General features: G+C 65.8%; 21 protein-coding genes. 8 read left to right on the plus strand and 13 right to left on the minus strand.

Annotation, left to right across the window (positions count from 1 at the left end; genetic code table 11):
- Positions 1-108: 108 nt before the first annotated feature.
- The 4 genes from KYK29_RS02560 to KYK29_RS02575 all read left to right on the plus strand — a co-directional run bounded on the left by KYK29_RS02560 (position 109) and on the right by KYK29_RS02575 (position 4,335).
- Entirely contained in the window at positions 109-267 is a 159-nt protein-coding gene (locus tag KYK29_RS02560) for a hypothetical protein (RefSeq protein ID WP_254689276.1), read from the plus strand.
- A 145-nt stretch (positions 268-412) separates the two neighbouring features.
- Positions 413-1,012, plus strand: a complete 600-nt coding sequence (locus tag KYK29_RS02565; RefSeq protein WP_254689277.1) for an SCO family protein — start codon at positions 413-415, stop codon at positions 1,010-1,012.
- 105 nt (positions 1,013-1,117) lie between these two features.
- Complete coding sequence (locus KYK29_RS02570; protein ID WP_254689278.1) at positions 1,118-1,996, plus strand: 50S ribosomal protein L11 methyltransferase; 879 nt, start codon at positions 1,118-1,120, stop codon at positions 1,994-1,996.
- Positions 1,997-2,499: 503 nt separating this feature from the next.
- Positions 2,500-4,335, plus strand: a complete 1,836-nt coding sequence (locus KYK29_RS02575; protein WP_254689279.1) for an aminopeptidase P family protein — start codon at positions 2,500-2,502, stop codon at positions 4,333-4,335.
- Here KYK29_RS02575 and KYK29_RS02580 read toward each other — a convergent pair.
- From KYK29_RS02580 to panC, 4 genes are all read right to left on the minus strand, one after another.
- A complete protein-coding gene (locus KYK29_RS02580) occupies positions 4,325-4,639 on the minus strand; it encodes an AzlD family protein (RefSeq protein ID WP_254689280.1) in 315 nt (104 codons plus the stop codon). The genes KYK29_RS02575 and KYK29_RS02580 overlap by 11 nt on opposite strands.
- A gap of 2 nt (positions 4,640-4,641) precedes the next feature.
- Positions 4,642-5,376 carry an AzlC family ABC transporter permease gene (locus KYK29_RS02585; RefSeq protein ID WP_254689281.1) on the minus strand — a complete coding sequence of 245 codons (735 nt, stop codon included), beginning with the start codon at positions 5,374-5,376 and terminating at the stop codon, positions 4,642-4,644.
- 126 nt (positions 5,377-5,502) lie between these two features.
- On the minus strand, positions 5,503-6,327 hold the full coding sequence (gene panB / locus KYK29_RS02590) for a 3-methyl-2-oxobutanoate hydroxymethyltransferase (protein ID WP_254689282.1): 825 nt from the start codon (positions 6,325-6,327) through the stop codon (positions 5,503-5,505).
- Position 6,328: 1 nt separating this feature from the next.
- The gene (gene panC / locus KYK29_RS02595; RefSeq protein WP_254689283.1) at positions 6,329-7,204 is read right to left on the minus strand and encodes a pantoate--beta-alanine ligase; all 876 of its coding nucleotides are present in this window, start codon (positions 7,202-7,204) and stop codon (positions 6,329-6,331) included.
- Between the two features lie 292 nt (positions 7,205-7,496).
- Here panC and KYK29_RS02600 point away from each other — a divergent pair, with 292 nt between their 5' ends.
- From KYK29_RS02600 to KYK29_RS02615, 4 genes are all read left to right on the plus strand, one after another.
- A complete protein-coding gene (locus KYK29_RS02600; RefSeq protein ID WP_254689284.1) occupies positions 7,497-9,446 on the plus strand; it encodes a DEAD/DEAH box helicase in 1,950 nt (649 codons plus the stop codon).
- A 116-nt stretch (positions 9,447-9,562) separates the two neighbouring features.
- Positions 9,563-10,426 (plus strand): TIGR02587 family membrane protein, encoded by an 864-nt coding sequence (locus tag KYK29_RS02605; protein ID WP_254689285.1) that lies wholly within the window; start codon positions 9,563-9,565, stop codon positions 10,424-10,426.
- 7 nt (positions 10,427-10,433) lie between these two features.
- Complete coding sequence (locus tag KYK29_RS02610; protein ID WP_254689286.1) at positions 10,434-10,844, plus strand: TIGR02588 family protein; 411 nt, start codon at positions 10,434-10,436, stop codon at positions 10,842-10,844.
- A gap of 102 nt (positions 10,845-10,946) precedes the next feature.
- Entirely contained in the window at positions 10,947-11,861 is a 915-nt protein-coding gene (locus tag KYK29_RS02615; RefSeq protein ID WP_254689287.1) for a M23 family metallopeptidase, read from the plus strand.
- Between the two features lie 2 nt (positions 11,862-11,863).
- Here the strand turns inward: KYK29_RS02615 and ligA are convergent, their stop codons facing one another.
- The 9 genes from ligA to aqpZ all read right to left on the minus strand — a co-directional run bounded on the left by ligA (position 11,864) and on the right by aqpZ (position 24,123).
- Positions 11,864-14,020 (minus strand): NAD-dependent DNA ligase LigA, encoded by a 2,157-nt coding sequence (ligA, locus tag KYK29_RS02620; RefSeq protein WP_254689288.1) that lies wholly within the window; start codon positions 14,018-14,020, stop codon positions 11,864-11,866.
- Positions 14,021-14,092: 72 nt separating this feature from the next.
- Positions 14,093-15,763 carry a DNA repair protein RecN gene (gene recN, locus KYK29_RS02625; protein WP_254689289.1) on the minus strand — a complete coding sequence of 557 codons (1,671 nt, stop codon included), beginning with the start codon at positions 15,761-15,763 and terminating at the stop codon, positions 14,093-14,095.
- A gap of 19 nt (positions 15,764-15,782) precedes the next feature.
- Entirely contained in the window at positions 15,783-16,649 is an 867-nt protein-coding gene (locus KYK29_RS02630) for an outer membrane protein assembly factor BamD (RefSeq protein ID WP_254689290.1), read from the minus strand.
- Positions 16,650-16,798: 149 nt separating this feature from the next.
- Positions 16,799-17,755, minus strand: a complete 957-nt coding sequence (lpxC, locus tag KYK29_RS02635; RefSeq protein ID WP_254689291.1) for a UDP-3-O-acyl-N-acetylglucosamine deacetylase — start codon at positions 17,753-17,755, stop codon at positions 16,799-16,801.
- 328 nt (positions 17,756-18,083) lie between these two features.
- Positions 18,084-19,784, minus strand: coding sequence for a cell division protein FtsZ (gene ftsZ, locus KYK29_RS02640; RefSeq protein ID WP_254689292.1), 1,701 nt, complete (start codon positions 19,782-19,784; stop codon positions 18,084-18,086).
- Positions 19,785-19,878: 94 nt separating this feature from the next.
- Positions 19,879-21,210, minus strand: a complete 1,332-nt coding sequence (gene ftsA, locus KYK29_RS02645) for a cell division protein FtsA (RefSeq protein WP_254689293.1) — start codon at positions 21,208-21,210, stop codon at positions 19,879-19,881.
- Complete coding sequence (locus KYK29_RS02650; protein WP_254689294.1) at positions 21,207-22,130, minus strand: cell division protein FtsQ/DivIB; 924 nt, start codon at positions 22,128-22,130, stop codon at positions 21,207-21,209. Before KYK29_RS02650 ends, ftsA begins: the two co-directional genes overlap by 4 nt.
- Positions 22,118-23,044, minus strand: a complete 927-nt coding sequence (locus KYK29_RS02655; RefSeq protein ID WP_254689295.1) for a D-alanine--D-alanine ligase — start codon at positions 23,042-23,044, stop codon at positions 22,118-22,120. Before KYK29_RS02655 ends, KYK29_RS02650 begins: the two co-directional genes overlap by 13 nt.
- A 392-nt stretch (positions 23,045-23,436) precedes the next feature.
- Positions 23,437-24,123: an aquaporin Z gene (gene aqpZ / locus KYK29_RS02660; RefSeq protein WP_254689296.1), complete on the minus strand. Its 687-nt coding sequence runs from the start codon at positions 24,121-24,123 to the stop codon at positions 23,437-23,439.
- Between the last annotated feature and the right edge of the window lie 43 nt (positions 24,124-24,166).

Consider the following 24,166-nt stretch of genomic DNA (forward strand, 5'->3'; position numbering starts at 1 on the left):
AAAGGCCGCTAAAGCTGGCGATCGCCGCTGCCGGAGCCCTTTGGCCCGGCACCGCCGCACCCGCCGGCGGGCATTTTCATTCCCGGCTTTCGACGCTATAGTGACGGCATGAACAGAACCGGCCCATCGCTTGCCCTGCTTTCCCTCGCCCTGCTTGCCGCGGGCGCCGGCGGCGCGCTTCTCGCGGCCGCCTTTTCCGGCTGGATCGAGCACGGGTCCGCGATCTTCCTCAGCCTTGCCGAATCCGGTCTTGCCTGGTGCCTGTAATGCCGTGCTTGCGGCAATTGGCGCCTTTTCCGGTCCTTGCAAAAAGCCTATGGAACAGGCAGCCCGCAGCGTGGCGCCGGCAAAGCCTGACAGGCCGACGTAAAGCCTGACGGGTGAAGGCCTGCCGCATTTCCGAAGGATAGCCATGAAAACCGTACGCCTCACCCTCTGGATCGCCGTTGCCCTCGTCGCGGCCCTTCTCGGCTGGCTGACGCTGGAAATGACCCGCTCGAACCAGGCGACGGCCGAAGGCCCCTTCGGCGTGCCTTTCCAGCTTGTGGCCCAGGATGGATCACCGATCACCGAAAAGGCGTTCACCGGCAAGCCGTCCGCCCTGTTCTTCGGCTTCACCCATTGCCCGGAAGTCTGCCCGACCACGCTGTTCGAGCTGGACGGCTGGCTCAACAAGGTCGATCCCGACGGCTCGAAGCTCCAGGCCTATTTCGTGACCGTGGATCCCGAGCGCGACACGCCGGAGATCGTCGGCCAATACGTCGGAAACGTCTCCAAGCGCATCACCGCCATTTCCGGCGCGCCGCAGGACGTTCTCGCCATGGCCAAGGGGTTCCGCGTCTATTACCGCAAGGTGCCGCTCGACGAGAAGAAGCCCGACGGCGACTACACGATGGATCACACCGCATCGGTCTTCCTGCTCGATTCGCAAGGGCGGTTCCGCGGCACGATCGCCTATGGCGAAAATGCCGAGGTCGCCGAGCAGAAGCTCGCCAATCTCTCCGAAAAATAGCGCAACCGGCAGGAACGCCGGAACCCGCGCAGGACGGCCCGCCCGGCTTTGACCGCGGGCCACCCGCCGTGCTAGGCGGACGCCAGCGCAACAGGGACCGCCACCGTGAGCGAAATCCGCCTCTATACCTCGACGACCGAAAAGGATGCCGGGGCGATTCTCGATCTTCTGACGGATGCCTTCGAGGAAGAGGGCTACGCCATCGCCACCATGGAGGTCGACGAGAAGAACGACGTCTGGGAAGCCTCGGTCTACCTGATGACGAGCGAGGCGGAGGCGATAGGCGAACGGTTCGCCGCCCTGCTCGCCGCCCCCTTCCCCGGCCTTTCGATCGAGCGCGAGGTGCTGCCGGACGTCGACTGGATCGCGCTGTCGCTCGAAGGGCTGAAACCGGTACGGGCCGGACGCTTCGTGGTGCACGGCTCGCATGACCGCGGCGCCGTGCGGGCCGGCGAGATCGCCATCGAGATCGACGCCGGACAGGCCTTTGGCACCGGTCATCACGGCACGACGGCCGGCTGTCTCGAAATGATCGCCGGCGTTCTGCGCTCGCGCAAGATCCGGCGCGTGCTCGATCTCGGCACCGGCAGCGGCGTTCTGGCGATCGCCGCGCGCAAGTTCGCGCCCGTCCGCGTGCTGGCGACCGATATCGATCCGGTCGCCACGAAGGTCGCCCGCGAGAACGTCCGCCTCAACGGCATCACCTCGGATATCACGCTCGAGACCGCGCCGGGTTTCCATTCCACGGCCTTCCGCCGGCACGGACCGTTCGATCTGATCATCGCCAATATCCTCGCCCGGCCCCTGATGCGCATGGCTCCCCGGCTGGCCGCCGAACTTGCGCCGGGCGGCCACGTCATCCTGTCGGGCATTCTCGCCGAACAGCGCTGGAAGGTGCTCGCCGCCTATAACGGCGCGGGCCTGCGCCATGTGCGCACGATCTGGCGCGACGGCTGGGTCACCATTCACCTCGATCGCAACTGAGCGGGAACAAAAAAGAAAGGCGGTGCCAGAGGCACCGCCTTCGGACCGGAAACCCGGCCTTGCCCGCGAGCTGAGGAGGAGGAGTGCTCAAGCGGGCCTATGCATTCCGAACGTCTTCCCGGAGGAGGGAGGAGGAGTGACCGGCAAGACGCCTGATCGGAATGCCTAGCTTTTTCTCCACGTCTGCGAGATCTTCCAAGCAAGATGTAAAGCGTTGACTTTCCATCTCTTTTTCTTGAAGCGCATCTCGCGTTCGCTTCGATGAGGGCCTTATAAAGGATTCGCGCCGAAGGGACAGCATTTTTCGGGCATGGGAGCCATGCAATGAATGCATACGTCCGGCATCAGCGACGGACGGGGCAGTCCTTCCCCTGAAAACGCCGGCGGAGAACCCGTCTTGCGACGCGACTGCGGGCCGCTATTCCCCTGCGCGGGCGTTTCCTCGCCCGCACCGATGCGATAGATTGCCGGCAAGATTCACCAGTCCCCCGGAAGTTTCCCCCATGTTCCAGAGTTTCGACGTCACCTCCACGTCCCGGTTCGGCCGCGAGCGCGCCGATGCTCTCCGCGCCACCTTCGACGGCCTCGGCATCGACGGCTTTCTGGTGCCCCGCGCCGATGAATATCAGGGCGAATACGTGCCGGCATCGGCCGAGCGGCTCGCCTGGCTCACCGGCTTCACCGGATCGGCCGGCATCGCGCTGGTGACGCGCGATCAGGCGGTCGTTTTCGTCGATGGCCGTTATGTCACGCAGCTTGCCGAACAGGTGGACGGCAGCGTTTTCACCGGCGGCGACCTTGTCGACGAACCGCCGCACCTCTGGCTGCCGAAACACGCGCCGAAGGATTTTCGGCTCGGCATCGATCCGTGGCTGCATACGGGCGCGGAAGTGCGGCGGCTGGAAAAGGCGCTGGCCGCCGTCGACGGCGCGCTCGTTTTCCTGCCCCACAATCCGCTCGACCGCCTCTGGACCGGCCGGCCGGCCGAACCGCTCGGCGCCATCGCCATCCAGACGGTCGACCATGCCGGAGAGCTTGCCGGCGACAAGCTTGCCCGGATGGCCGAAGCCACGCGGGCGGCCGGCGCCGATGCGCTCGCGGTCACCGATCCCTCCTCGATTGCCTGGATCTTCAATATCCGCGGCAGCGACGTGCCGCACACCCCGCATCCGCTTGCCCGCGCCATCCTTCCCGCCGAGGGCCGCCCGCAAATTTTCCTCGACAAGCGCAAGACCGGCATCGAGCAGGAAGCCTATCTGACGCAGTTTTCCGACATGCTGCCGCCCGCCCGCTTCGACGGCGAGATCGCCGCCCTCGCCGAGGCGGGACGCCGCATCCTGATCGACCCCGACCACGCACCCTTCGCGCTTGCCGAGGCGATCCGCCGCAAGGGCGGAACACCCGTCGAGGGAGCCGACCCCGCCCGCCTGCCGCGCGCCTGCAAGAACGCCGTCGAGCTGGAAGGCTCCGCCCGCGCCCATCTTCAGGACGGCGCGGCGATGGTCGAATTCCTGGCCTGGCTCGACGGCACGGAACCCGGCTCCCAGACGGAGATCGCGGTCACGAAAAAGCTGGAGGACCTGCGCCGCGAGGTCGGCGAGCGGATGCAGAACCCGCTCAGGGACGTTTCCTTCGACACGATCGCCGGCGCGGGCGCCCATGCCGCGATCATGCATTACCGGGTGACGACGGCCAGCGACGCGCGACTTGAAACCGGCACGCTGTTCCTGATCGATTCGGGTGCGCAATATATCAACGGCACGACGGATATCACCCGCACCGTCGCCATCGGCACGGTGCCGGAAGAGCAGAAACGCTTCTTCACGCTCGTCCTCAAGGGAATGATCGCCATCAGCGTCGCCCGTTTTCCGAAGGGCACGCGCGGCTGCGATCTCGATCCCCTCGCCCGCATCGCGCTGTGGAAGGCAGGCGTCGATTTCGCCCATGGCACCGGCCACGGGGTCGGGTCCTACCTTTCGGTGCACGAGGGGCCGCAGCGCATTTCCCGCCTGTCGACGCAGGAATTGCTCGCCGGCATGATCCTTTCCAACGAGCCCGGCTACTATCGGCCCGGCAGCTTCGGTATCCGCATCGAAAATCTCGTCCATGTCCTGCCGGCCGCCCCAGTCGAGGGTGGCGACATCGCCATGCTCGGCTTCGAAACGCTGACCTTCTGCCCCATCGACCGCCGTCTCATCCTGACGGACCTGCTGACGCAAGAGGAACTGGACTGGCTCAACGCCTATCACGCCGAAACCCGGGAGAAGATTTCGCCTCTTCTCGCTTCGGCGGAAACGCGAGCCTGGCTGGACGCCGCGACCGCGCCGGTCAGCCGGTGACGAACTGCCGGAAGACCATCACCGCCACCCAGCCGATCGCCAGCATCGCCATGGTGCCGGTGCGCATGCCGGCGACGAGGGCGACAAGGATGGCGAAGGCCATATCGATCCCGCCCGTCACGGCGGCCGGGACGACGAGCGTCGTCAGGACGGCGGCAGGCACGGCGCTGAGCGCTGCTTCCATGCGCGGCGGAATGCGCTTCATGCGGGTGATCAGCACATAGCCGCCGAACCGCGTCGCATAGGTGGCAAGCGCGGCACAGACGATGAGCCATACCATATCGGGACGAAACAGCGTCTCCATCGTCACGCCTCCCCTTTCACGGGCAGGCCGACGGGCTCCTCCGCCTCGCCGCCATCCGTCGGCAGCAGCGCGGCGACCGTAATGCCGGCGAGCGCGCCCAGGCTCACATGCCAGGGCGAGCCGACGAAATGCAGCGCCGCCACCGAGCCGACGCCGGAGGCGAACACCACCGGCAGGAAATTCGCGCGGCTGCGGAAGCCGAGGACCAGCCCCATGAAATAGATCGGCAGCAACACGTCGATACCGATGGCCCTGGGATCGCCGATCAGGTTCCCGAGCACTCCGCCGAGAACCGTCAGGAGCAGCCAAGGCAGATAGACGCTGATGCCGAGCGTCATGTACCAGACGAAACTGACCCGCACGCCGCTTTCGCCGCGCCGCTCCGCCTCGGCGAAAAGCGGATCGATCAGCAGGAAGAAACCGGCAAGCTTCTGGCCGAGCGTGAAATGCCGGATATGACGGGCGATGGCCGCCGAATAGAGCACATGGCGAAAATTCACCGCGAAGATCGAAAGAATGATCAGCCAGGGCGCGACATTATGGTTGAACAGTTCGACGCCGACGAGCTGGCTTGCCCCGGCATAGACGATGGCGCTCATCAGCGTCGCTTCGGCGATGGTCAGCCCGTTGTCGACCGCGACCGCCCCGAACAATACGGCGAAAGGCCCGGCCGAAACGGCCACGGCCAGACCGCGCCGCAACGCATCGCGAATTTCCGCTGATCTTTCCGAAGACATCGATACGCCCTATGGTGAACGGTCACAGCCATAGAGCAGGCCCCGGCCCACCACAATCCAATTGGCTTGATGGATGGATCAGGGACACTGATCCGTCCGGCTCCGGTCGGCCCATGCCTTGAAGCCTCACCCCTTGTGCGGCTGGAACGTATGCTCCGGCCCGGGGAAGCTGCGGGCCTTGACCTCTTCCGCATATGTCGCGACCGCCTCGCTGATTTCCGGCGCGAGATTGGCGAAACGCTTCACGAAGCGCGGCTTGAAATCGGTGAAGATGCCGAGCACGTCGTCGATCACCAGAACCTGCCCGTCGCAGGCCGGCGATGCGCCGATCCCGATGGTCGGCGTCTTGATCGTGCCCGTGATTTCCTTCGCCAGCGGCTCGACCGTTCCCTCGATGACGATGGCGAAAGCGCCGGCCTCGTCGAGCGCCACGGCGTCGCGGCGGATCTTGTCGGCCTCCTTGTCGCTCCGGCCGAGCGAGCGATAGCCACCGGTCGTATTGATGAGCTGCGGCATCAATCCGACATGACCGAGGACCGGAATGCCGCGCTGCGTCAGGAAATGCACCGTCTCGGCCATTTCCGCGCCGCCTTCCAGCTTGATCGCGCTGCACCCCGTCTCCTTGAGCACGCGGGCGGCGCTGCGGAACGCGAGTTCCCGGGATTCCTGGTAGGATCCGAACGGCAGGTCGACCACCACGCAGGCGTGGGACGACCCCCGCATGACGGCCTGACCATGGGCGATCATCATCTCGATCGTTACGCCGACCGTGGAATCGAGGCCGTAAAGCACCATGCCGAGCGAATCGCCGACCAGCATGAAATCCACATGCGGATCGAGCAGCTTGGCGATCGGCGTCGTATAGGCGGTGAGGCTGACGATCGGCCGCTCGCCCTTGAGCGCCGTGATGTCGGTCGGGGCAAGCCGGCGTTTGGCTGTGTGTACACTCATCTCAAGCCACCTTCGCGGTTGTCGTGGGTTGCGGGCCGATCACCCGGTTGTCAAGAAGACGCGTGCCGCCGAAACGGACGAAGAGCAACAGCAGCGCCGGCCGGTCGCCGACGCACGGGATTTCGGACAGCGTATCGGGATCGCACAGCGCCACCACCTCCGGATCGGCCAGCGGCTCGGCGCGGATGAAGGCGGTAACGGCCGCCTCGACGCGGCGCGGATCGGTCTCACCGGCGGCGATCAGCCGCTCCGCCTCATCGAGCGCCCGCGGCACGATGGAAGCGGCGGCGCGCTCGTCGGGCGAAAGATAGACATTGCGGGAAGAGCAGGCGAGCCCGTCGGCCTCGCGCACCGTCGCCACCCCGACGACGGTCACGGGCTGGGCGAGATCCTCCGCCATCCGCCGGATGATGGCGAGCTGCTGGTAATCCTTCTCGCCGAAATAGGCGCGGTCTGGCTGCGCGATGTTGAACAGCTTGCTGACGACGGTCGCAACGCCGGCGAAATGGCCCGGACGCACGGAGCCTTCCAGCTTCGCGCCGAGCGCCGGCACGTCGACCACCGTTTCCATCGGGCGCGGATACATGTCGCCGACGCCGGGCGCGAAAAGAAAGTCCACCCCACCGGCCTCCAGCAGCGCCTGATCGCGCGGCAGGTCGCGCGGATAGCGCGCCAGATCCTCGTTGGCGCCGAATTGCAGGGGATTGACGAAGATCGTCGCCACCACGACGTCGTTTTCGGCGCGCGCGCGCCGCACCAGTTCCATATGGCCGACATGCAGATAGCCCATCGTCGGCACCAGGCCGATGCTGCGGCCGCCGCGCCGGTGCGGCGTCAACGCCGCGCGCAGGTCCGCGATGGTGGTGAAGGTCTGCATCGGCGGTTTCTCCTTGCCCTCTCCCGACGATCGCGCCCCGCGATCGGCGCAACGGTCCCTCCGGGCAGCGGCGTTTTATCTTGTGCAGCGCAAAAATACAATCGGCAAAGCCGGCCCTGTGCAATGCGCGGATAGCTGCCCTGCGCAATGCGCGATACCTGCCCTGCGCAATGCGCACTGTACTTTTCCGGCGACCGGCAGTAGGAAGCACGCAAATGAAGCCGGCAGGCTGCCGGACTGAAGCGCGGTCACCCCGAAGGAGGCCGCGTCAACCGATTCCGAAAGATTCCAGATGAGCAATTTCGAAGGCCTCGTTCCGGCGATGGCAAAAGCGTTGGAAAAACGCGGCTATACGTCCCTCACTCCAGTGCAGCTTGCCGTATCCGATCCGTCGATCGGCTCGGCCGACGCACTGGTTTCCGCCCAGACGGGATCCGGAAAGACGGTGGCCTTCGGCCTGGCGCTCGCTTCAACCCTGCTTCCCGAGGCCGGCCGCTTCGAACGGGCTGCAAACCCGCTTGCGCTGGTGATCGCGCCGACGCGGGAACTGGCGTTGCAGGTCAAGCGTGAACTCGAATGGCTTTACGAACTGACCGGCGCAACCATGGCCTCCTGCGTCGGCGGCATGGATATGCGCACCGAGCGGCGCACCCTCGAACGCGGCGCGCATATCGTCGTCGGCACGCCGGGCCGGCTGCGCGATCATATCACGCGCGGCAGCCTCGATCTTTCGGACCTGCGCGCCGTCGTACTGGACGAAGCCGATGAAATGCTCGACCTCGGTTTCCGCGAGGATCTGGAATTCATCCTCATGGCCGCGCCGGAAGACCGCCGTACGCTGATGTTCTCGGCCACCGTGCCGAAGGAGATCGTGGCGCTCGCCGCCAATTACCAGCGCGATGCGCTGCGCATTTCGACGGCGGCCGAACGAGACCAGCACGGCGACATCGACTATCGCGCCCTCGTCGCCGCGCCGGCCGACCGGGAAAACGCCATCATCAACGTGCTGCGCTACTACGAAGCGCGCAACGCCATCGTCTTCTGTTCGACACGCGCCGCCGTGAACCATCTGACCGCCCGGTTCAACAATCGCGGCTTTTCCGTCGTGGCGCTTTCCGGCGAACTCAGCCAGAACGAACGCACCCATGCGCTTCAGGCGATGCGCGACGGGCGCGCCCGGGTCTGCATCGCCACCGACGTCGCCGCGCGCGGCATCGACCTGCCGCATCTCGAACTCGTCGTCCACGCCGATCTGCCGACCAATCCCGACACGCTGCTGCATCGCAGCGGCCGCACCGGCCGCGCGGGCCGGAAGGGCGTGAGCGCCCTCATCGTGCCGCTGCCCGCCCGCCGGCGCGCCGAGCGCCTGTTGCAGGCCGCAAACCTCAAGGCGACCTGGGCGACACCCCCCTCCACCGAGGAGATCCTGCGCCGCGACGACGAAAGGCTGCTGGCCGACCCGATGCTGATCGAAGCAGAAGCCGAGGACGACGGGGCGACCATCGACGCCCTGCTCGAACGCTTCGAGCCGCGCCAGCTGGCCGCCGCCGTCACCCGCTTCTTCAAGACCGGCCGCTCCGCGCCGGAAGAGCTGATCCCGGTATCGCTGGAGCCCCGCAAGCCGCGTGAGCGCATCCATGACGCAGAGACCTTCCCGCGCGAGCCGCGGCCGCCGCGCGAAGCCTTCGGCCCCAGCGTCTGGCTGTCGCTTTCCGTCGGACGCAAGCAGAATGCCGAGCCGCGCTGGCTCATTCCCGTTCTCTGCCGCAACGGCAATATCACCAAGAACGAGATCGGCGCGATCAAGATGCAGCCGGAGGAGACCTATGTGGAACTCTCCGCCGACGCCGCCGACGGCTTCTTCCTCAGCATCGGCCCCAACAGCATGCTGGAGCGCGGCATCCGCGTGAGCCGGCTCGATGGTCAGCCGGACCTCAACGCCCCGCCCCGCAAGCCCCATCGCCCGTACGAAAAGGATGGCCCGCGAGCCGGCCGGAAGCCGGAGGGCGGATTCGGCAAGAAAGGCGGAAACGACCGCAAGCGCGATTTCGACAAGCCCGGCGAGGCCTCAAGGCCGGCAAAGCCGTGGTTCGGCAAGGAACCGGTCGATGGCGGCGATCGCCCCGGCAAGCCCGCCAAGGCCTTTGCGGGGAAAAAGCCCTTCAAGGGCAAGACGGAAGGCAAGCCGGCCAAGCCGGCCACGGGCTACAAGCCGAAGGTTCGCAAGCCCGACCACAGCTGATCGCGGAGGGCTATCCGCCAGGACGCCCCCGGTCCCCGCCCGCCCGCAGACGCAAGGCATCGGAACGGAACCTTGTTCGCAGGGCCGCGTTGTTTCCCGTTCGAGGGGGATAAACGATGCGTAAGGCTGCGGATGGGGACTGCCGGCGGGCGAAAGGCCAGCCGGACAGGCTCGGCCACTTCATCAACGGCCTTGGCCGTGGCGGCGCGGGCGCGTTGCTGTTCGGCATTCCGATGTTGATGACGATGGAAATGTGGTCGCTCGGGTTCTACATCGCCCGCGAGCGCCTGCTCGTCCTGCTGATCGCCCTCCTTCCGCTCCTCGTCCTTCTCGCCCGCCGCATCGGCTTCGAAAGGGTGTCGTCCTGGCGCGAAGCCGGCCGCGACGCGATCGTCGCCTATGGCATCGGCATTTCGGCAAGCGCCATCGTTCTCCTCACCCTCGGCCTGATCACCGGTCATATGTCCGCCCATGAGATCGTCGGCAAGATCGCCATCCAGAGCGCTCCGGCCAGCATCGGCGCGATGCTCGGCCGCAGCCAGCTTGCCAATCGCACTGGAGACGGCAGCGGCGAGACCGAGATCGAGACCTCCTACGGCGGCGAACTGTTGCTGATGGCGACCGGAGCGCTGTTTCTGTCGCTCAACATCGCGCCGACGGACGAAATCATGGTGCTCGTGTACAAGATGACGCTCTGGCACATTCTGGCCGTCGCCCTGCTGTCGATGGCGCTCATGCACGGTTTCGTCTATGCGGTTTCCTTCACCGGAGGGCACGAACTTTCCGCCGGAACGCCGGCCTGGCACGCATTCGTCCGTTTCACCCTGCCGGGCTACGTGGTGGCGCTGGCCGTCAGCTTCGCCGCGCTCTGGATATTCGAACGCCTCGACGACCGCTCCGCTCTGGAAACGCTATCCTGCATGATCGTCCTCGGCTTTCCCGCTGCGATCGGCGCCGCCGCCGCCCGGCTGATCCTGTGAGGCTGCGATGACCAGAACCACCGAGGGGCGCCATCGCGAAAGGCACGATCCGCATTGGATCGAATGGCGGACCGGCTGCATATCGGCTCTTCTCGTCACGGCAATGATCGGCTGGATCGCCTATGAAGCGGTGACCCGGCAAGAAACGCCGCCGGAGCTTGTTGTTACGGCAGGCCGGAGCGAAGCGGTGGCCGGCGGCTATCGCGTACCGTTCGAGATTTCAAATCGCGCACCCACCACGGCTGCCAATGTGATGATCATCGGTCGCCTTGCCGAGAACGGCCGCACTATCGAGGAAAGCCAGGTGCTGCTCGATTACGTGGCTGCGGAATCACGCTCCGCCGGCGCACTTCTCTTCGCGGAAAACCCCGCCGGCCGCACGCTCGATATCCGCCCGGTGGGCTACACGGATCCGTGAACTGGCCATAAGCAAGGAACCATTCGCGTTCCTCGCGGATTTTCCCCGCAGTTCCACCCGTTTCCATTGCAACGAAGAGTATGGAGCCGCGAGACAAGAACCATGGCGACATCCATCCTCATCCTGCTTTCCACCCAGTTGCTCCTGCCGCTGTTCTTCATCCTCTGGCCGTGGCTGCCCCGTCCTGCCGACCGTCTCGGCTGGCTGGTGCGGATCCTCTACGGGGCGTGTTACCTCACCTTCCTCTCGCTCGTCGCGCGCTGGGACTGGATCGCGGTGCCACTCGGCACCGTCTTTCCCCTGGCCTTCCTCGTCGGCGGCGTGCTTTCCTGGTTGCGGGTCATGCGCCGGCCGTGGAACGTTTCGAGGTCCATCCTGCGCGCGCACGGCTTCACCCTGGCGATGGCGATCTTCTTCCTGGCGCTCGCCGCCCGTACGCTGTCCGGCTATGGCTACGGTCCGCGCGCAGTCGTGCTGACCTTTCCGCTTTCGGGGGGAACCTATTTCGTCGCGCAGGGCGGCGGCAACGCATCGATCAACCACCATGCCGCAAACGCCGTCCAGCGCTATGCGCTCGATATCGTCGCCCTCGATCGTTTCGGGCGGCGGGCAAACGGCCTGACGCCGCCCGACCTCACCGACTATGCGATTTTCGAACGGCAGGTGGTAAGCCCCTGCAACGGCGTCGCCATCGCCGTGCATGACGGCAGGCCGGACAATCCGATCGGCCGCACGGATGCCCGCATGCCGGCCGGAAACCACGTCGTCCTTGCCTGCGGCAACGTCCGGGTGATGCTGGCGCATCTGGAAAGAGGATCCATCCTCATCGACGGCGGAGCGGTCGTGCAGGACGGCCAGCCGATCGGCCGCGTCGGCAATTCAGGCAATACGACCGAACCGCACCTGCATATCCACGCCTATGAGGGCGGGACCTTCGACAGCGAGGCGGGACACGGCGTGCCGATACTCTTCGACGGCCGCTTCCTCGTGCGCGGTTCCGTAGTGACGGTCCCCTGACGTCAGGATCCGATTCGCACGAACCAGCCGTCCTCGTCGATAATCTCGATATCGAACTCGCGCGCCTTGTCGAGCTTGGAGCCCGCCCCCGGACCGGCGACCACGAGATCCGTCTTGCGGGAGACCGAGCCGGCCACCTTGGCCCCCAGCCGCTCCGCCATCGCCTTTGCCTCGTCGCGCGTCATCTTCTCCAGCGATCCGGTGAACACCACCGTCTTGCCGGCGACGGGGCTCGAAACGCTTGCCGGCGTATCGTCGGCCTGCGGCGTCACCTCTTCCAGAAGGCGGCCGATGACATCGATATTGCGCGGCTCCTTGTAGAACTCGACGACCGCGCGGGCCACCACGTCGCCGATACCGTCGATCGTGTTGAGTTCGGCCCAGGCCTCGCCCGAAAGCGTCCCGGCCTCTGTCATCGCCGTCCGGAAAGCATCATAGGTGCCATAGGCCCGCGCGAGCGCCTTGGCCGTCGTTTCGCCGACATGGCGGATACCGAGCGCATAGATGAAACGGTGAAGCGCGATGGCGCGGCGCGCGTCGATGGCATCATAGAGCTTGCGAACGCTCACCTTGCCGAAACCGTCGATATTCTCGAGCTTGGCAAGCGATCCCGCCTGCCGCTTCGCGAGCGTGAAGATGTCCGGCGCGGTCCGGATCGACAGCGCCGGATCCTCCGCCCCGAAGAAGAAATCGATCTGTCGCGCCCCCAGTCCCTCGATGTCGAAGGCGTTGCGCGAGACGAAATGCTTGAGATGCTCGACCGCCTGGGCGCGGCAGACGAAGCCGCCGGTGCAGCGGGTGACCGAATCCAGCCGCCCCGTCTTTTCGTGGCGTTCGCGCACCGCATGGCTGCCGCAGACGGGGCAGGTCCTGGGGAATTCGTAAGGATGCGTCTCCGCCGGCCGCTTCTCCATGACGACGTCCAGCACCTGCGGAATGACATCGCCGGCCCGCTGCACGATGACCGTATCGCCGACGCGGATATCGTGCCCCTCGGCGCGGATGCGTTCGCCGCTATTGCCGAGGCCGTCGATATAATCGGCGTTGTGCAGCGTGGCGTTCATCACCACCACCCCGCCGACCGTCACCGGCGCAAGCCGCGCGACCGGGGTCAGCGCACCGGTGCGTCCAACCTGGATGTCGATCCTCTCGACGGTGGTGAAGGCCTGTTCGGCCGGGAATTTGTGCGCCGTCGCCCAGCGGGGCGAGCGCGATCGGAAGCCGAGACGCTCCTGTAGCGCCAACTCGTCCACCTTGTAGACGACGCCGTCGATATCGTAGTCGAGATCGGGCCGGGCAAGACCGATCGCGCGATAATGCGCGATGATATCCTCGACGCGGCAAAGCGTTGCCGTCAATGGATTGACCGGAAAGCCCCAGTTCCTGAAGACCTCGACCATGCCGGACTGGGTTTCCGCTGGCATCTCCGACATCTCGCCCCAGGCATAGGCGAAGAATCGCAGCTTGCGGCTTGCCGTCACGCTCGCATCGAGCTGACGCAGCGATCCGGCGGCCGTGTTGCGTGGATTGACATACGTCTGCCGGCCTTCGGCCGCCATCTTCTCGTTGAGCGCGAGAAAGTCGCTCTTGGCCATATAGACCTCGCCGCGCAATTCGACGACGGCAGGTGCACCCGCAGGCAGGCGATCCGGGATTTCCGCGATCGTCCGCACATTCGCCGTGACGTTCTCGCCGGTCGTGCCGTCGCCGCGCGTGGCGGCGCTGACCAGCCGGCCGTCTTCATAACGGATCGACATGGAGAGCCCGTCGATCTTCGGCTCTGCGGTAAAGGCGATGGAATCGTCCGGCAGGCGGCCGAGGAACCGATAGACGGAGGCCACGAAATCCCGCACGTCGTCATCGGAAAAGGCGTTGTCGAGCGAGAGCATCGGGCGGGAATGGGTGATCGGCGCGAAGGTCGGCAAGGGCGCGGCGCCCACCCGCCGCGAAGGGCTGTCGTCGCGCACCAGCGCGGGAAAGCGCGCCTCGATCGCCTCGTTGCGCCGCTTCAGCGCGTCGTAGTCGGCATCCGGAATCTCCGGCGCATCCTGCCCGTGATAAAGTTCGTCATGTCGCGCGATCTCGGCGGCGAGAAAGGCAAGCTCGGCGGCCGCTTCTTCTTCGGTCAGGGTTTCGACGGGGGTCTTCGCGTTCGCCATGGGATGCTCCGGATTTCGAAAACAGGTTTTAGAGCAAAACCGGAGAAAGGAAAGATCGGCGGGCGACCGCCTCTACAGTCCCCCCGACAGCAGCCGCGCCGCCGCCGCCCGCGCTTCATCCGTAACCGACGCGCCCGCCAGCATGCGGGCGATTTCCTCGGTGCGGGCGCCGTCGTCCATCCGCGCCACGCGGGTCGCGACGGTCTCGCTGCCCGCCACGGGCGCCTTGGAGATCAGAAGATGTGTGGCTGCCCGCGCCGCGACCTGTGGCGCATGGGTGACGGAAAGGACCTGAACGGTTGCCGAAAGCCGCTTCAACCGCTGGCCGATCGCATCGGCCACCGCCCCGCCGACGCCGGTATCGATCTCGTCGAAGACCAGCGTGGGCGCCGAGCCCCGGTCGGCGAGCGCCACCTTGAGCGCCAGCAGGAAGCGGGAAAGCTCACCGCCCGAGGCGACCTTCATGATCGGCCCCGGTCGTGTGCCGGGGTTGGTCTGGACGTGGAACTCGACCGTGTCGATCCCCTGCTCCGTCCCGCCTTCGGGGTCGGTGGAGATCACCACGCTGAAACGGGCGCGCTCCAGCTTCAGCGCCGGCAGTTCGGCCATGACCGCCGCGGCGAGCGCATCGGCCGCATGATGCCGCCTTTCCGACAGCGCACGGGCCGAAAGTTCGAAAAGGGAGCGGGCCTCGCCGAGTTGTCCTTCGAGTTGCGCCAGCTTCTCCTCTCCGGCGTCGAGATCGGCAAGATCGGCGATCATCCGCTCCGTCAGGGCGGGAAGCTCCGTGACCGGCACGGAAAACTTGCGCGCGGCAGCCCGCAGCGCAAACAGCCGCTCCTCGGTCCGTTCCAGTTCCCGGGGATCGAATTCGGTCTTGCGTAGCGCGGCTTCCACCGCCATCTGGGCGTCCGACAGCTGGGCCAGCGCCTGATCGAGCAGTTCGACCGTTTCCTCCAGCAGGCCCGGGGCCTCATGGCTCTTGCGTTCCAGCCGCCGCACCATCGAGGCGATGAGCGGGACCGGCGAGGCGTTGCCGTTGAGGAAATCGCTCGCCTCGCTGATATCGCCGGCGATGCGCTCGGCCTTCATCATGCGCGCGCGGCTGTCGGCCAGTTCGTCCTCCTCCCCGTCCTGCGGGGAGAGCGCCTCCAGTTCCTCGACCGAAGCGCGCAGGTAATCCGCCTCCCGCGCGGCCGCCTCGACCTTCTCGCGATGGCGGCGCAGCGTGCGCTCCGCCTCCTTCCAGCGATGATAGAGCGTACCGACCTCCGCCGCCGCCGGGAAAAGACCGCCGAACGCGTCGAGAAGCTGCCGGTGGGCGTCGGTGTCGACCAGCGCCCGGTCATCGTGCTGCCCGTGGATTTCAACGAGGTTCCGCCCGGCCTGACGCATCAGTTGCACCGAAACCGGCTGGTCGTTGACGAAAGCCCGGGTGCGGCCGTCCGCCGATTGCTGGCGGCGGAAGATCAGATCGCCGTCGTCGTCGATGCCGTTCTCGCGAAGCAGGGTGCGTGCTGCATGGCCCGCCGGAACGTCGAAGACCGCCGTCACCTGTCCCCGCTCGATACCGTGACGCACGAGCGCACCGTCGCCGCGCCCGCCGAGCGCCAGCGAAAGACTGTCGAGAAGAATGGACTTGCCCGCGCCGGTCTCGCCGGTCAGGACCGAAAGGCCGGGCTCGAAACCGAGATCCAGCCGCTCGATCAGGACGATATCGCGGATCGATAGCTGCGACAGCATGTCGTTCCGTTATCTCCGGTCAGGCGCCGATCAGGTTCTTGCCGGCGCGCGAAATCCACGATCCCGAATTTTCGCGGGGTTCCAGCCCCTTGGTCTGCAACAGCTTGTAGCTGTCGGCATACCATTGGCTGTCGGGATAGTTATGGCCGAGCACGGCGGCCGCCGTCTCCGCTTCACTGGCCAGACCCATGGCATAATAGGTCTCGACGAGACGGGCCAGCGCCTCCTCGATCTGGTTGGTGGTGGGATAACGCTCGACAACCGTCCGGAAACGGCTGGCCGCCGCGACATATTCCCTGCGTTCCAGATAATAGCGGCCGATCTGCATTTCCTTGCCGGCGAGCTGGTCGCGGGCAAAACGGATCTTGGTCTGCGCGTCCTCGACATATTCCGACTTGGGATGATTGTCGATCACCGCCTGCATGGCCTCGATGGTCTGCTGGGCGGCGCGCTGGTCCTGCGTCACGCTCGGGATCTGCTTCCAGTAGGCGAGCCCGACGATATATTGCGCATAGGCCGCATCCTCGGACTGCGGATAAAGACTGAGATAGCGCTTGGCGGCGGTGATCGCCTCGTCGTTGCGCCCCTGCCGATAGTTGACGAAGGCGTTCATCACCAGCGCCTTGCGCGCCTCTTCGGAGAAGGGATGCTGGCGGTCGACGGCCTCGAACTTGCGGGCCGCCTCCGTCGTCTTGCCGGCATTGAGGTTCGCCAGGCCCTGCGTATAAAGCGTATCGGCAGGTTCGACCTCGCCCGTGAGCTTGGTGATGTCGATATCCGGATCCGACTGGCAAGCCGACAGAATGGCTGCCGGAGCCGCGACGGCAAGCGCGAGGCAAAGCATGCGCGCCGTCTTCTTCACACCCATCGATCCTGCAACTACCATTTCACAATCCCAAATCGGCGGTGCCCGCTCCGCGGAGCGTTTCATGCCCGCGTTTCTATCTCCAAATGCGCGCGAACCGCAACGCCATGGCGGCGCATTAACGCATTTTTATGGCAGGCGTATCGGGAAAGCGGCAAGTCCGCCTGCCTTCAGGCGGACCAGGGCGCGAATTCGGGAGCGTTGACCGCGATCAGTTCGCGCTGGCCGACGCGCGACCGCGGCGCGGCCGCCTCGACGACCTCATAGGCCGAACGGTCGGCCAGGAGCGCCTTCAGCGCCTGGGCGTTCATCCGGTGCCCGCCGCGATAGGAGCGATAGCAGCCGATGAACTGCGTGCCGGCAAGCGCCAGATCGCCAACGGCATCGAGCGTCTTGTGACGCGCGAATTCGTCCGCATAACGCAGGCCCTCGATATTGATCACCGTATCGTCGTCGGAAATGACGACCGAATTCTCCAGCGACGATCCGAGCGCATAACCGGCCGCCCAGAGCTTTTCCACATCCCGCATGAAACCGAAGGTACGGGCGCGCGACAGCTCCTTGCGGAACGTTCCCGGGGTCAGATCGCCCTTCCAGGACTGTCGCCCGATCAGCGGGCAATCGAAATCGATCTCCACCTCGAACCGCATGCCGTCGTCATAGGGCAGGAACTCCGCCCAGGAAGCCCCCGCCTCGACACGAACCGGCTTGACGATGCGGATATACCGGCGCTTGGCGGCAAGCGTCATCAGGCCGACCTGATCGATCGCTTCGATGAAGGGAGCGGAACTGCCGTCCATGATCGGCATTTCGGCGCCATGCACCTCGATAAGCACATTGTCCAGCGCCAGCGCGTAGAGCGCCGCCATCACATGTTCGACCGTGGCGATCGAGGCCGAGGGGGAAAAGCCCAGAACGGTGCAGAGATCGGTGTTGCCGACCTGGGAGGAAACCGCCCGATACTCATTGACCGTACCGTCGTCGTGCACGCGCTGGAACACGATGCCGCTATCGGCTTCGGCCGGGTGGAAGGTGATCGACACCGGCGCGCCCGAATGGACGCCCGTACCGGCCACCGTCACCGGATTGGCCACCGTCGTCTGGAAACCGAGCATACCGACCGTCATCTTCATTCGCCTCGTTTGGTGCCGGCGGGCGTTCCGTCGACCTGTTTCATGATTGCGGCCCAAGGGAGCCCATGGCGGCGACGCGATGCGCCCGCCTTTCAAATCTCATCCATGTGTCCGACAGCGTCGACCCGATCCGGCAGCCACCGGCGACCGAATCCCGATCGCCCTTGAATTCCGCGTATATCTAGTAGGTCCCTCAGCGTTACACAAATCACTGTTTCTTTCTAATTGTTACGTTAACCCCTCAGCACAAACCATTGGAAAAGCACTCAAAAAAAATGCCCGGAAGAAAATCCGGGCATTTTCGTGACACGACCCGAAGGCCTCAGCTGGTCTGGCGGCGCAGGAACGCCGGGATTTCCAGCTGATCGTCCTCGCTCAGCGCGCGCGGTTGCGGGCTGGCGCGGCCGTGGTCGTCGAGATTGCCGCGACGCGGCGCATAAAGGCTCGCTTCAGCCGACAGCGGCCGGCGCTGTGCCTGGGCCGGCGCCGCGACGGGTTCGCCGGCATGCTGCTCTTCATCCTCACGACGGCCGAGCGACGAGGTGATGCGGCGCAGAAGGCCCATCGGTCCGCGTTCTTCCTGATGTGCTGCGGCCGGCTGCTGGTGCTGGGCGGCGCGATGATCGATTTCGGCCTTCACCACCGGCGGGAAGTCCTCGATCTTCGGCATGCGCACGGCCTGCGGCTCCTGGCGGACGACCGGGGCGGCCGGCTCGAAGCGATGCTGGGCGGCCGGAGCCGGCTGCGGCTGGACCGGGACGGCGCGCTGAACGACAGGCGCTTCGGCCGGAGCGGCGAAGAGACGGCTCTGCGGGCGGAAATCCTCCTGCGGTGCCGCGGCATGCTGCACCGGCGCGGACCGGCCGGCCGGAATGGCCAGTTCCTGCTCCAGGTCGGTTTCCGCGGCGCGGATCGTCTCGGCGACCATGTCGACCGGTGCCGGCTGCGGCGCGGGCGCGGCGGCCTGGAACTGCGGCTGGGCCGGAGCGGCGGCGGGGCGGGCTACAGGCTTGCTGACGTTGCGAAAGTCAGCAGTCCGCGCAGCCACCTCCGAGGCCGCGCGATCGATACCGGTTGCCACGACAGAGACGCGGATAACGCCTTCGAGGTCTTCGTCGAAGGTTGCGCCGAGGATGATGTTCGCGTCCGGATCGACTTCCTCGCGGATACGGGTCGCCGCCTCGTCGACTTCGAACAGGGTGAGATCGCGGCCGCCGGTGATCGAGATCAGCAGGCCCTGCGCGCCCTTCATCGAGGTCTCGTCGAGCAGCGGGTTGGCGATCGCGGCTTCGGCGGCGGCCATGGCGCGGCCCTCGCCGGACGCCTCGCCCGTACCCATCATCGCGCGGCCCATCTCGCGCATCACCGAACGGACGTCGGCGAAGTCGAGGTTGATCAGGCCTTCCTTGACCATCAGGTCGGTGATGCAGGCGACGCCCGAATAGAGCACCTGGTCGGCCATCGCGAAGGCGTCGGCGAAGGTGGTCTTGTCGTTGGCGATGCGGAAGAGGTTCTGGTTCGGAATGACGATCAGCGTGTCGACCGACTTCTGAAGTTCCTGGATGCCTTCCTCGGCAAGCCGCATGCGCCGGCCGCCCTCGAAGTGGAACGGCTTGGTGACAACGCCCACCGTCAGGATGCCCTTGTTGCGGGCCGCCTGCGCGACGATCGGGGCAGCGCCCGTGCCGGTGCCGCCGCCCATGCCGGCGGTGACGAAGCACATATGGGTGCCGTTCAGGTGATCGATGATCTCGTCGATGCATTCCTCGGCGGCGGCGCGGCCGACTTCCGGCTGGGATCCCGCTCCCAGACCTTCCGTCACCTGCACGCCCATCTGGATGATACGCGTCGCCTTGGTCATGGCGAGAGCCTGCGCGTCCGTATTGGCGACCACGAAGTCGACGCCTTCGAGGCCGGCGGTGATCATGTTGTTGACGGCGTTGCCGCCGCCGCCGCCGACACCGAAGACGGTGATGCGGGGCTTCAATTCGGTGATATCCGGCTTTTGCAGCTTGATAGTCATTGTACCCGTTCCTTTCGTTTCCGGCTGCATCGCCAAGCCGGTTGTTCCTAGAATTCGTTGCCGGTCTTTCCCGAAGCTTGCCTCGGCAAAGCCATCAGAAACTGTCCCTCAGCCATTGCCCCATCCGGGCGATACGGCCATTGCCCCCAGTGATTTGCGAGAGCATGCCGCCCTGCGCCGCATGTTCCTCCAGTTCGGCGACCTGCGGATAGATCATCAGGCCGACTGCGGTGGAGAAAGCCGCCCCCTTCGCCGCCGCCGGCAGGCCGGATACACCGAGAGGCCTGCCGATGCGCACGTTGCGGGCCAGGATGCGACGGGCCGCTTCCGGCAGGCCGGTAAGCTGGCTTGCGCCGCCCGTCAGCACGATCCGCTTTCCGACGATCGGCGAGAAGCCCGAGCGCTGGATGCGGTCGCGAATGAGTTCGAGCGTCTCCTCAATGCGCGCACGCACGATGCGCGACAGCAGCGCGCGCGGCACATGGGTCGGCTGGTCGCGGTCGTCCTCGCCGATCGGCGGGATCGCGACGACATCGCGCTCGTCGCCGGCATTCGGCAGGGCCGAGCCATGCACGACCTTGAGCCGCTCGGCATCCTCGATCCGGGTCGACAGGCCGCGCGCCAGATCCGTGGTCACATGATGACCGCCAAGCGCCACCGCATCGGCGTGAACGAGCTTGCCTTCCGCGAAGACCGAGATCGTCGTGGTGCCGCCGCCCATGTCGATGCAGGCGCAACCGAGTTGCATCTCGTCGTCGACGAGCGCCGACAGGCCGCTGGCATAAGGCGTCGCCACCATGCCCTCGACCGTCAGATGCGCGCGGTTGATGCACAGTTCGAGGTTCTTGAGCGCGGCGCGCTCGGCCGTCAGCACATGCATGTCGACCCCGAGCGCATCGCCGAACATCGAGAGCGGATCGCTGATGCCGCGCTCGCCGTCGAGCGAGAAGCCGGTCGGCAGCGAATGCAGGATCGCCCGGTCCTGGCGCAGCGACTGCTGCCCGGCCGCCGCCAGAACCTTGCGCAGGTCGTTGGCGTCCACCTCCTGGCCGCCAAGATCGATGGTGGCGGTGTAGATGTCGCTTTGCAGGCGGCCCGTCGACACATTGACGATCAGGCTCTCGATGGTCAGCCCGGCCATCCGCTCGGCCGCGTCGACGGCCAGCCGCACGACGCTTTCCGCCGAATCGAGGTCGGTGATAACCCCGTTCTTGACGCCGCGCGAACGCTGATGGCCGATGCCGATGACCTCGACATTATGCGTGCGGCCCGGAAGGATCTCGCTTTCGGCGCGCGGCGTCAGCCGGCCGATCATGCAGACGACCTTGGTCGAACCGATATCCAGCACGGACACCACATGGACCCGCTTCGAGGAAAGCGGCTTGAGGCGCGGCAGGCCGAAATGGGAGGAGCCGAAAATACTCATGTTTTCTTCGCTGCCCTTTTCAGTTCCTTCGTCCTTTTCTCCACGGCGGCGGCGCGGCGTTCGAAGGCGCCTTCGCTCAGCCGGATCGTCGTGCGGTCCTCAAGGCGCAGGTCCACGGCCGCGATATCGCGCTCCAGGATCGCCTGCTCGGCTTCGAGCCTTGCGAGAAGGTCCATGGCGCGCGCGACATTGTGCTCCGGCAGCTTCACCACGATGCCGCTATCGAGAAGCAGATTCCAGCGGCGGCCCGCGACCCGCACATAGGCCTGCACCTGCGCCTTGATGTCCGGCCAGTTGTCGAACTCAGCGGAAAAATCGGCCGCAGCCGTTTCCGCATCGCGCCCCACGAACAGCGGCAGCGTGGAAAACTTGTTGTCGCGCAGCGGCGCGATGACGCTGCCGTTCTTCTCGATCAGCGACAGGTCGCTGCCGTGCTGCCAGATCGCGAAGGCCTCGCGCTCCTGCAAGGCGATCTCGACGGTGCCCGGATAGACCTTGCGGACGGTGACGTCCCGCACCCAGGGCAATTCGGCAAGTTGCCGGCGCGCCTCTTCGGCGTCGAGCGCCATGAGCGAGGTCGTGCCGTCCAGCCCGAGTTGCTCCAGGATGTCGATCTCGGACGTCTGGTGATTGCCGGACACCCGCACGTCCTCGATGGCGAAGCCCATCGCCGTCGTCGACGCCTGCGCGACATCCTGCCCGTGCCCGCCAAGCGACATCCCGTAGAAACCGGTCGCACCGAGGAAAAGCACGGCGGAAACCGTTCCCGCATGCCGCGGGATATGGACGCGGCCGGTGACGAGGCTGACGAGCAGGCGCACGGCACGGCGCAACGGCCGCGGCAAAACACGTCCACCTTCCGTCTCAACCGGGCCGCCCGATCGCGCCCTGCCCTTTTGCCTGACGCTCAACGCAAACAAGACGCGTCCTCCACGATCCACTTCAGGAACTCTCCAAAGGAATAGCCCGCATGTTCGGCCATCTCGGGCACGAGCGACGTCGGGGTCATCCCGGGCTGGGTATTGACCTCCAGCCACACGAGATCGCCATCCTGCGAGAACCGGTCGTCATAGCGGAAGTCGGAACGGCTGACGCCGCGGCACCCGATCGCCTGATGCGCCTTGAGCGACAAGGCTTGTATCTTCTGGTAAACATCCGGTGAAATCTGCGCGGGAAGAACGTGCTTCGAACCGCCCTTGGCATATTTCGAATCGTAGTCGTAGAAGGCGTGCCCCTGCGGCACGACCTCGGTAACGCCGAGTGCGACGTCCCCCATGACGGCGCAGGTCAGCTCCCGGCCGTGAACGTAGCGTTCCACCATCACCCGGTCGCCGTAGCGCCATTCGCTGGAGGTGATGACCTGCGGCGGATGCGACTGGTCTTCCCGGACGATCACCACGCCGAAGGACGAGCCTTCGCGCACCGGCTTGACCACATAGGGCGGCTCGATCGGATGCTCGCTCGTGAAGTCGAAGCGGTTCATCACCCGCTCCTCGGCCACCGGGATATCCGCCGCCCGCGCGACGATCTTCGCCTGCGCCTTGTCCATCGCAAGCGCCGAGGCGAGCACGCCGGAATGGGTGTAGGGAATTTCCAGATATTCGAGAATCCCCTGGATCGTGCCGTCTTCGCCGAAAGGCCCGTGCAGGGCGTTGAAGGCGACATCCGGCTTCAGCGCCGCAAGAACACCGGCGATATCGCGGCCGACGTCGACACGCGTGACGCGGTAGCCGACAGCCTCCAGGGCATCGGCACAGGCGTTCCCCGAGGAGAGACTGACCGGTCTCTCCGACGAAAATCCACCCATCAGCATCGCCACATGCTTCGCGCTCATAGAACCCCCGGCGATCCGCGCCCGTTTCGTATTTCCTGTCCGCCCGTCCCGCCCGGACCCGAATTCCTCTCCCGGTCCCGACTCGTCGAGCAGCTTGACACCACTAGAACGGCATTAAGGTTAATGAAGCGTTTACTTTCGTTAACCCGCCGCGTCCGGCACGCAATTTTTCCGCACCGAATCAGGATGCGTCCCGATTCCCCTTCTGGAATCAGAGAGTTGCGGCTGAAGCAAGAGAAAGTGAAAAAATCGCGGAAACGAAAACGGCCGCATGCGGCGGCCGGAAGCGGCAAACCCGCGGTAAACGGCGTTCCGCCGCCGTCTGTCCCCGAGGAAAGGTCGTCACCAGCAGGTGCCGGCCGCCCGTGCGGGGAGCGGCCGGCGTTGCAGGATCAGTCGTCGTCGCCGACGACCTTCCAGATCACGGCGCCCAGCGCCGCGCCGACGATGGGTGCGATCCAGAACAGCCACAATTGACCGAGCGCCGCCGTCTCGGCAAACAGCGCGACGCCGGTCGAACGCGCCGGATTGACCGACGTGTTGGTAACCGGGATCGATATCAGATGGATGAGCGTCAACGTCAGGCCGATGGCCAGCGGCGCGAAGCCCACCGGCGCACGGCCATGGGTGACGCCGAGGATGACGAACAGGAAGAAGGCCGTCAGCACCACTTCCGCGACGAGCGCCGCCATCAGGGAGTAGCCGCCGGGCGACAGGTCCCCATAGCCGTTCGACGCGAAACCGCCGGCCGTGAAACCCGCCGTTCCCGATGCGATGACGTAAAGCACGGCGGCGGCGAGCACCGCGCCGATCACCTGCGCCACGATATAGGGTACGAGGCTGGCGACGGGAAACCGCCCGGCGACCGCCAGCCCGACCGAAACGGCCGGATTGAAATGCCCGCCGGAGATTCCGCCCACCGCATAGGCCATCGTCACGACCGTCAGGCCGAAGGCGAGCGCCACGCCGAGAAAGCCGATCCCGACCTGCGGAAAGGCGGCGGCCAGCACGGCGCTGCCGCAGCCGCCGAACACCAGCCAGAACGTACCCAGAAGCTCTGCCGAAAATTTCCTGAACATTGAAACCCCCTTCGAAACAGGGAATTCCGCCCCTCGCGGAATT

Origin of the sequence: Shinella daejeonensis, assembly GCF_024281235.1 — a bacterium.
Lineage (GTDB): Bacteria > Pseudomonadota > Alphaproteobacteria > Rhizobiales > Rhizobiaceae > Shinella > Shinella daejeonensis.

Bases quoted from the DNA above. Each gene is read 5' to 3' on its own strand.
- KYK29_RS02560 (WP_254689276.1), top strand. From the start codon at position 109: ATGAACAGAACCGGCCCATCGCTTGCCCTGCTTTCCCTCGCCCTGCTT.
- KYK29_RS02565 (WP_254689277.1), top strand. From the start codon at position 413: ATGAAAACCGTACGCCTCACCCTCTGGATCGCCGTTGCCCTCGTCGCG.
- KYK29_RS02575 (WP_254689279.1), top strand. From the start codon at position 2,500: ATGTTCCAGAGTTTCGACGTCACCTCCACGTCCCGGTTCGGCCGCGAG.
- KYK29_RS02580 (WP_254689280.1), bottom strand. From the start codon at position 4,639: ATGGAGACGCTGTTTCGTCCCGATATGGTATGGCTCATCGTCTGTGCC.
- KYK29_RS02585 (WP_254689281.1), bottom strand. From the start codon at position 5,376: ATGTCTTCGGAAAGATCAGCGGAAATTCGCGATGCGTTGCGGCGCGGT.
- panB (WP_254689282.1), bottom strand. From the start codon at position 6,327: ATGAGTGTACACACAGCCAAACGCCGGCTTGCCCCGACCGACATCACG.
- panC (WP_254689283.1), bottom strand. From the start codon at position 7,204: ATGCAGACCTTCACCACCATCGCGGACCTGCGCGCGGCGTTGACGCCG.
- KYK29_RS02600 (WP_254689284.1), top strand. From the start codon at position 7,497: ATGAGCAATTTCGAAGGCCTCGTTCCGGCGATGGCAAAAGCGTTGGAA.
- KYK29_RS02605 (WP_254689285.1), top strand. From the start codon at position 9,563: ATGCGTAAGGCTGCGGATGGGGACTGCCGGCGGGCGAAAGGCCAGCCG.
- KYK29_RS02610 (WP_254689286.1), top strand. From the start codon at position 10,434: ATGACCAGAACCACCGAGGGGCGCCATCGCGAAAGGCACGATCCGCAT.
- KYK29_RS02615 (WP_254689287.1), top strand. From the start codon at position 10,947: ATGGCGACATCCATCCTCATCCTGCTTTCCACCCAGTTGCTCCTGCCG.
- ligA (WP_254689288.1), bottom strand. From the start codon at position 14,020: ATGGCGAACGCGAAGACCCCCGTCGAAACCCTGACCGAAGAAGAAGCG.
- recN (WP_254689289.1), bottom strand. From the start codon at position 15,763: ATGCTGTCGCAGCTATCGATCCGCGATATCGTCCTGATCGAGCGGCTG.
- KYK29_RS02630 (WP_254689290.1), bottom strand. From the start codon at position 16,649: ATGGTAGTTGCAGGATCGATGGGTGTGAAGAAGACGGCGCGCATGCTT.
- lpxC (WP_254689291.1), bottom strand. From the start codon at position 17,755: ATGACGGTCGGTATGCTCGGTTTCCAGACGACGGTGGCCAATCCGGTG.
- ftsZ (WP_254689292.1), bottom strand. From the start codon at position 19,784: ATGACTATCAAGCTGCAAAAGCCGGATATCACCGAATTGAAGCCCCGC.
- ftsA (WP_254689293.1), bottom strand. From the start codon at position 21,210: ATGAGTATTTTCGGCTCCTCCCATTTCGGCCTGCCGCGCCTCAAGCCG.
- KYK29_RS02655 (WP_254689295.1), bottom strand. From the start codon at position 23,044: ATGAGCGCGAAGCATGTGGCGATGCTGATGGGTGGATTTTCGTCGGAG.
- aqpZ (WP_254689296.1), bottom strand. From the start codon at position 24,123: ATGTTCAGGAAATTTTCGGCAGAGCTTCTGGGTACGTTCTGGCTGGTG.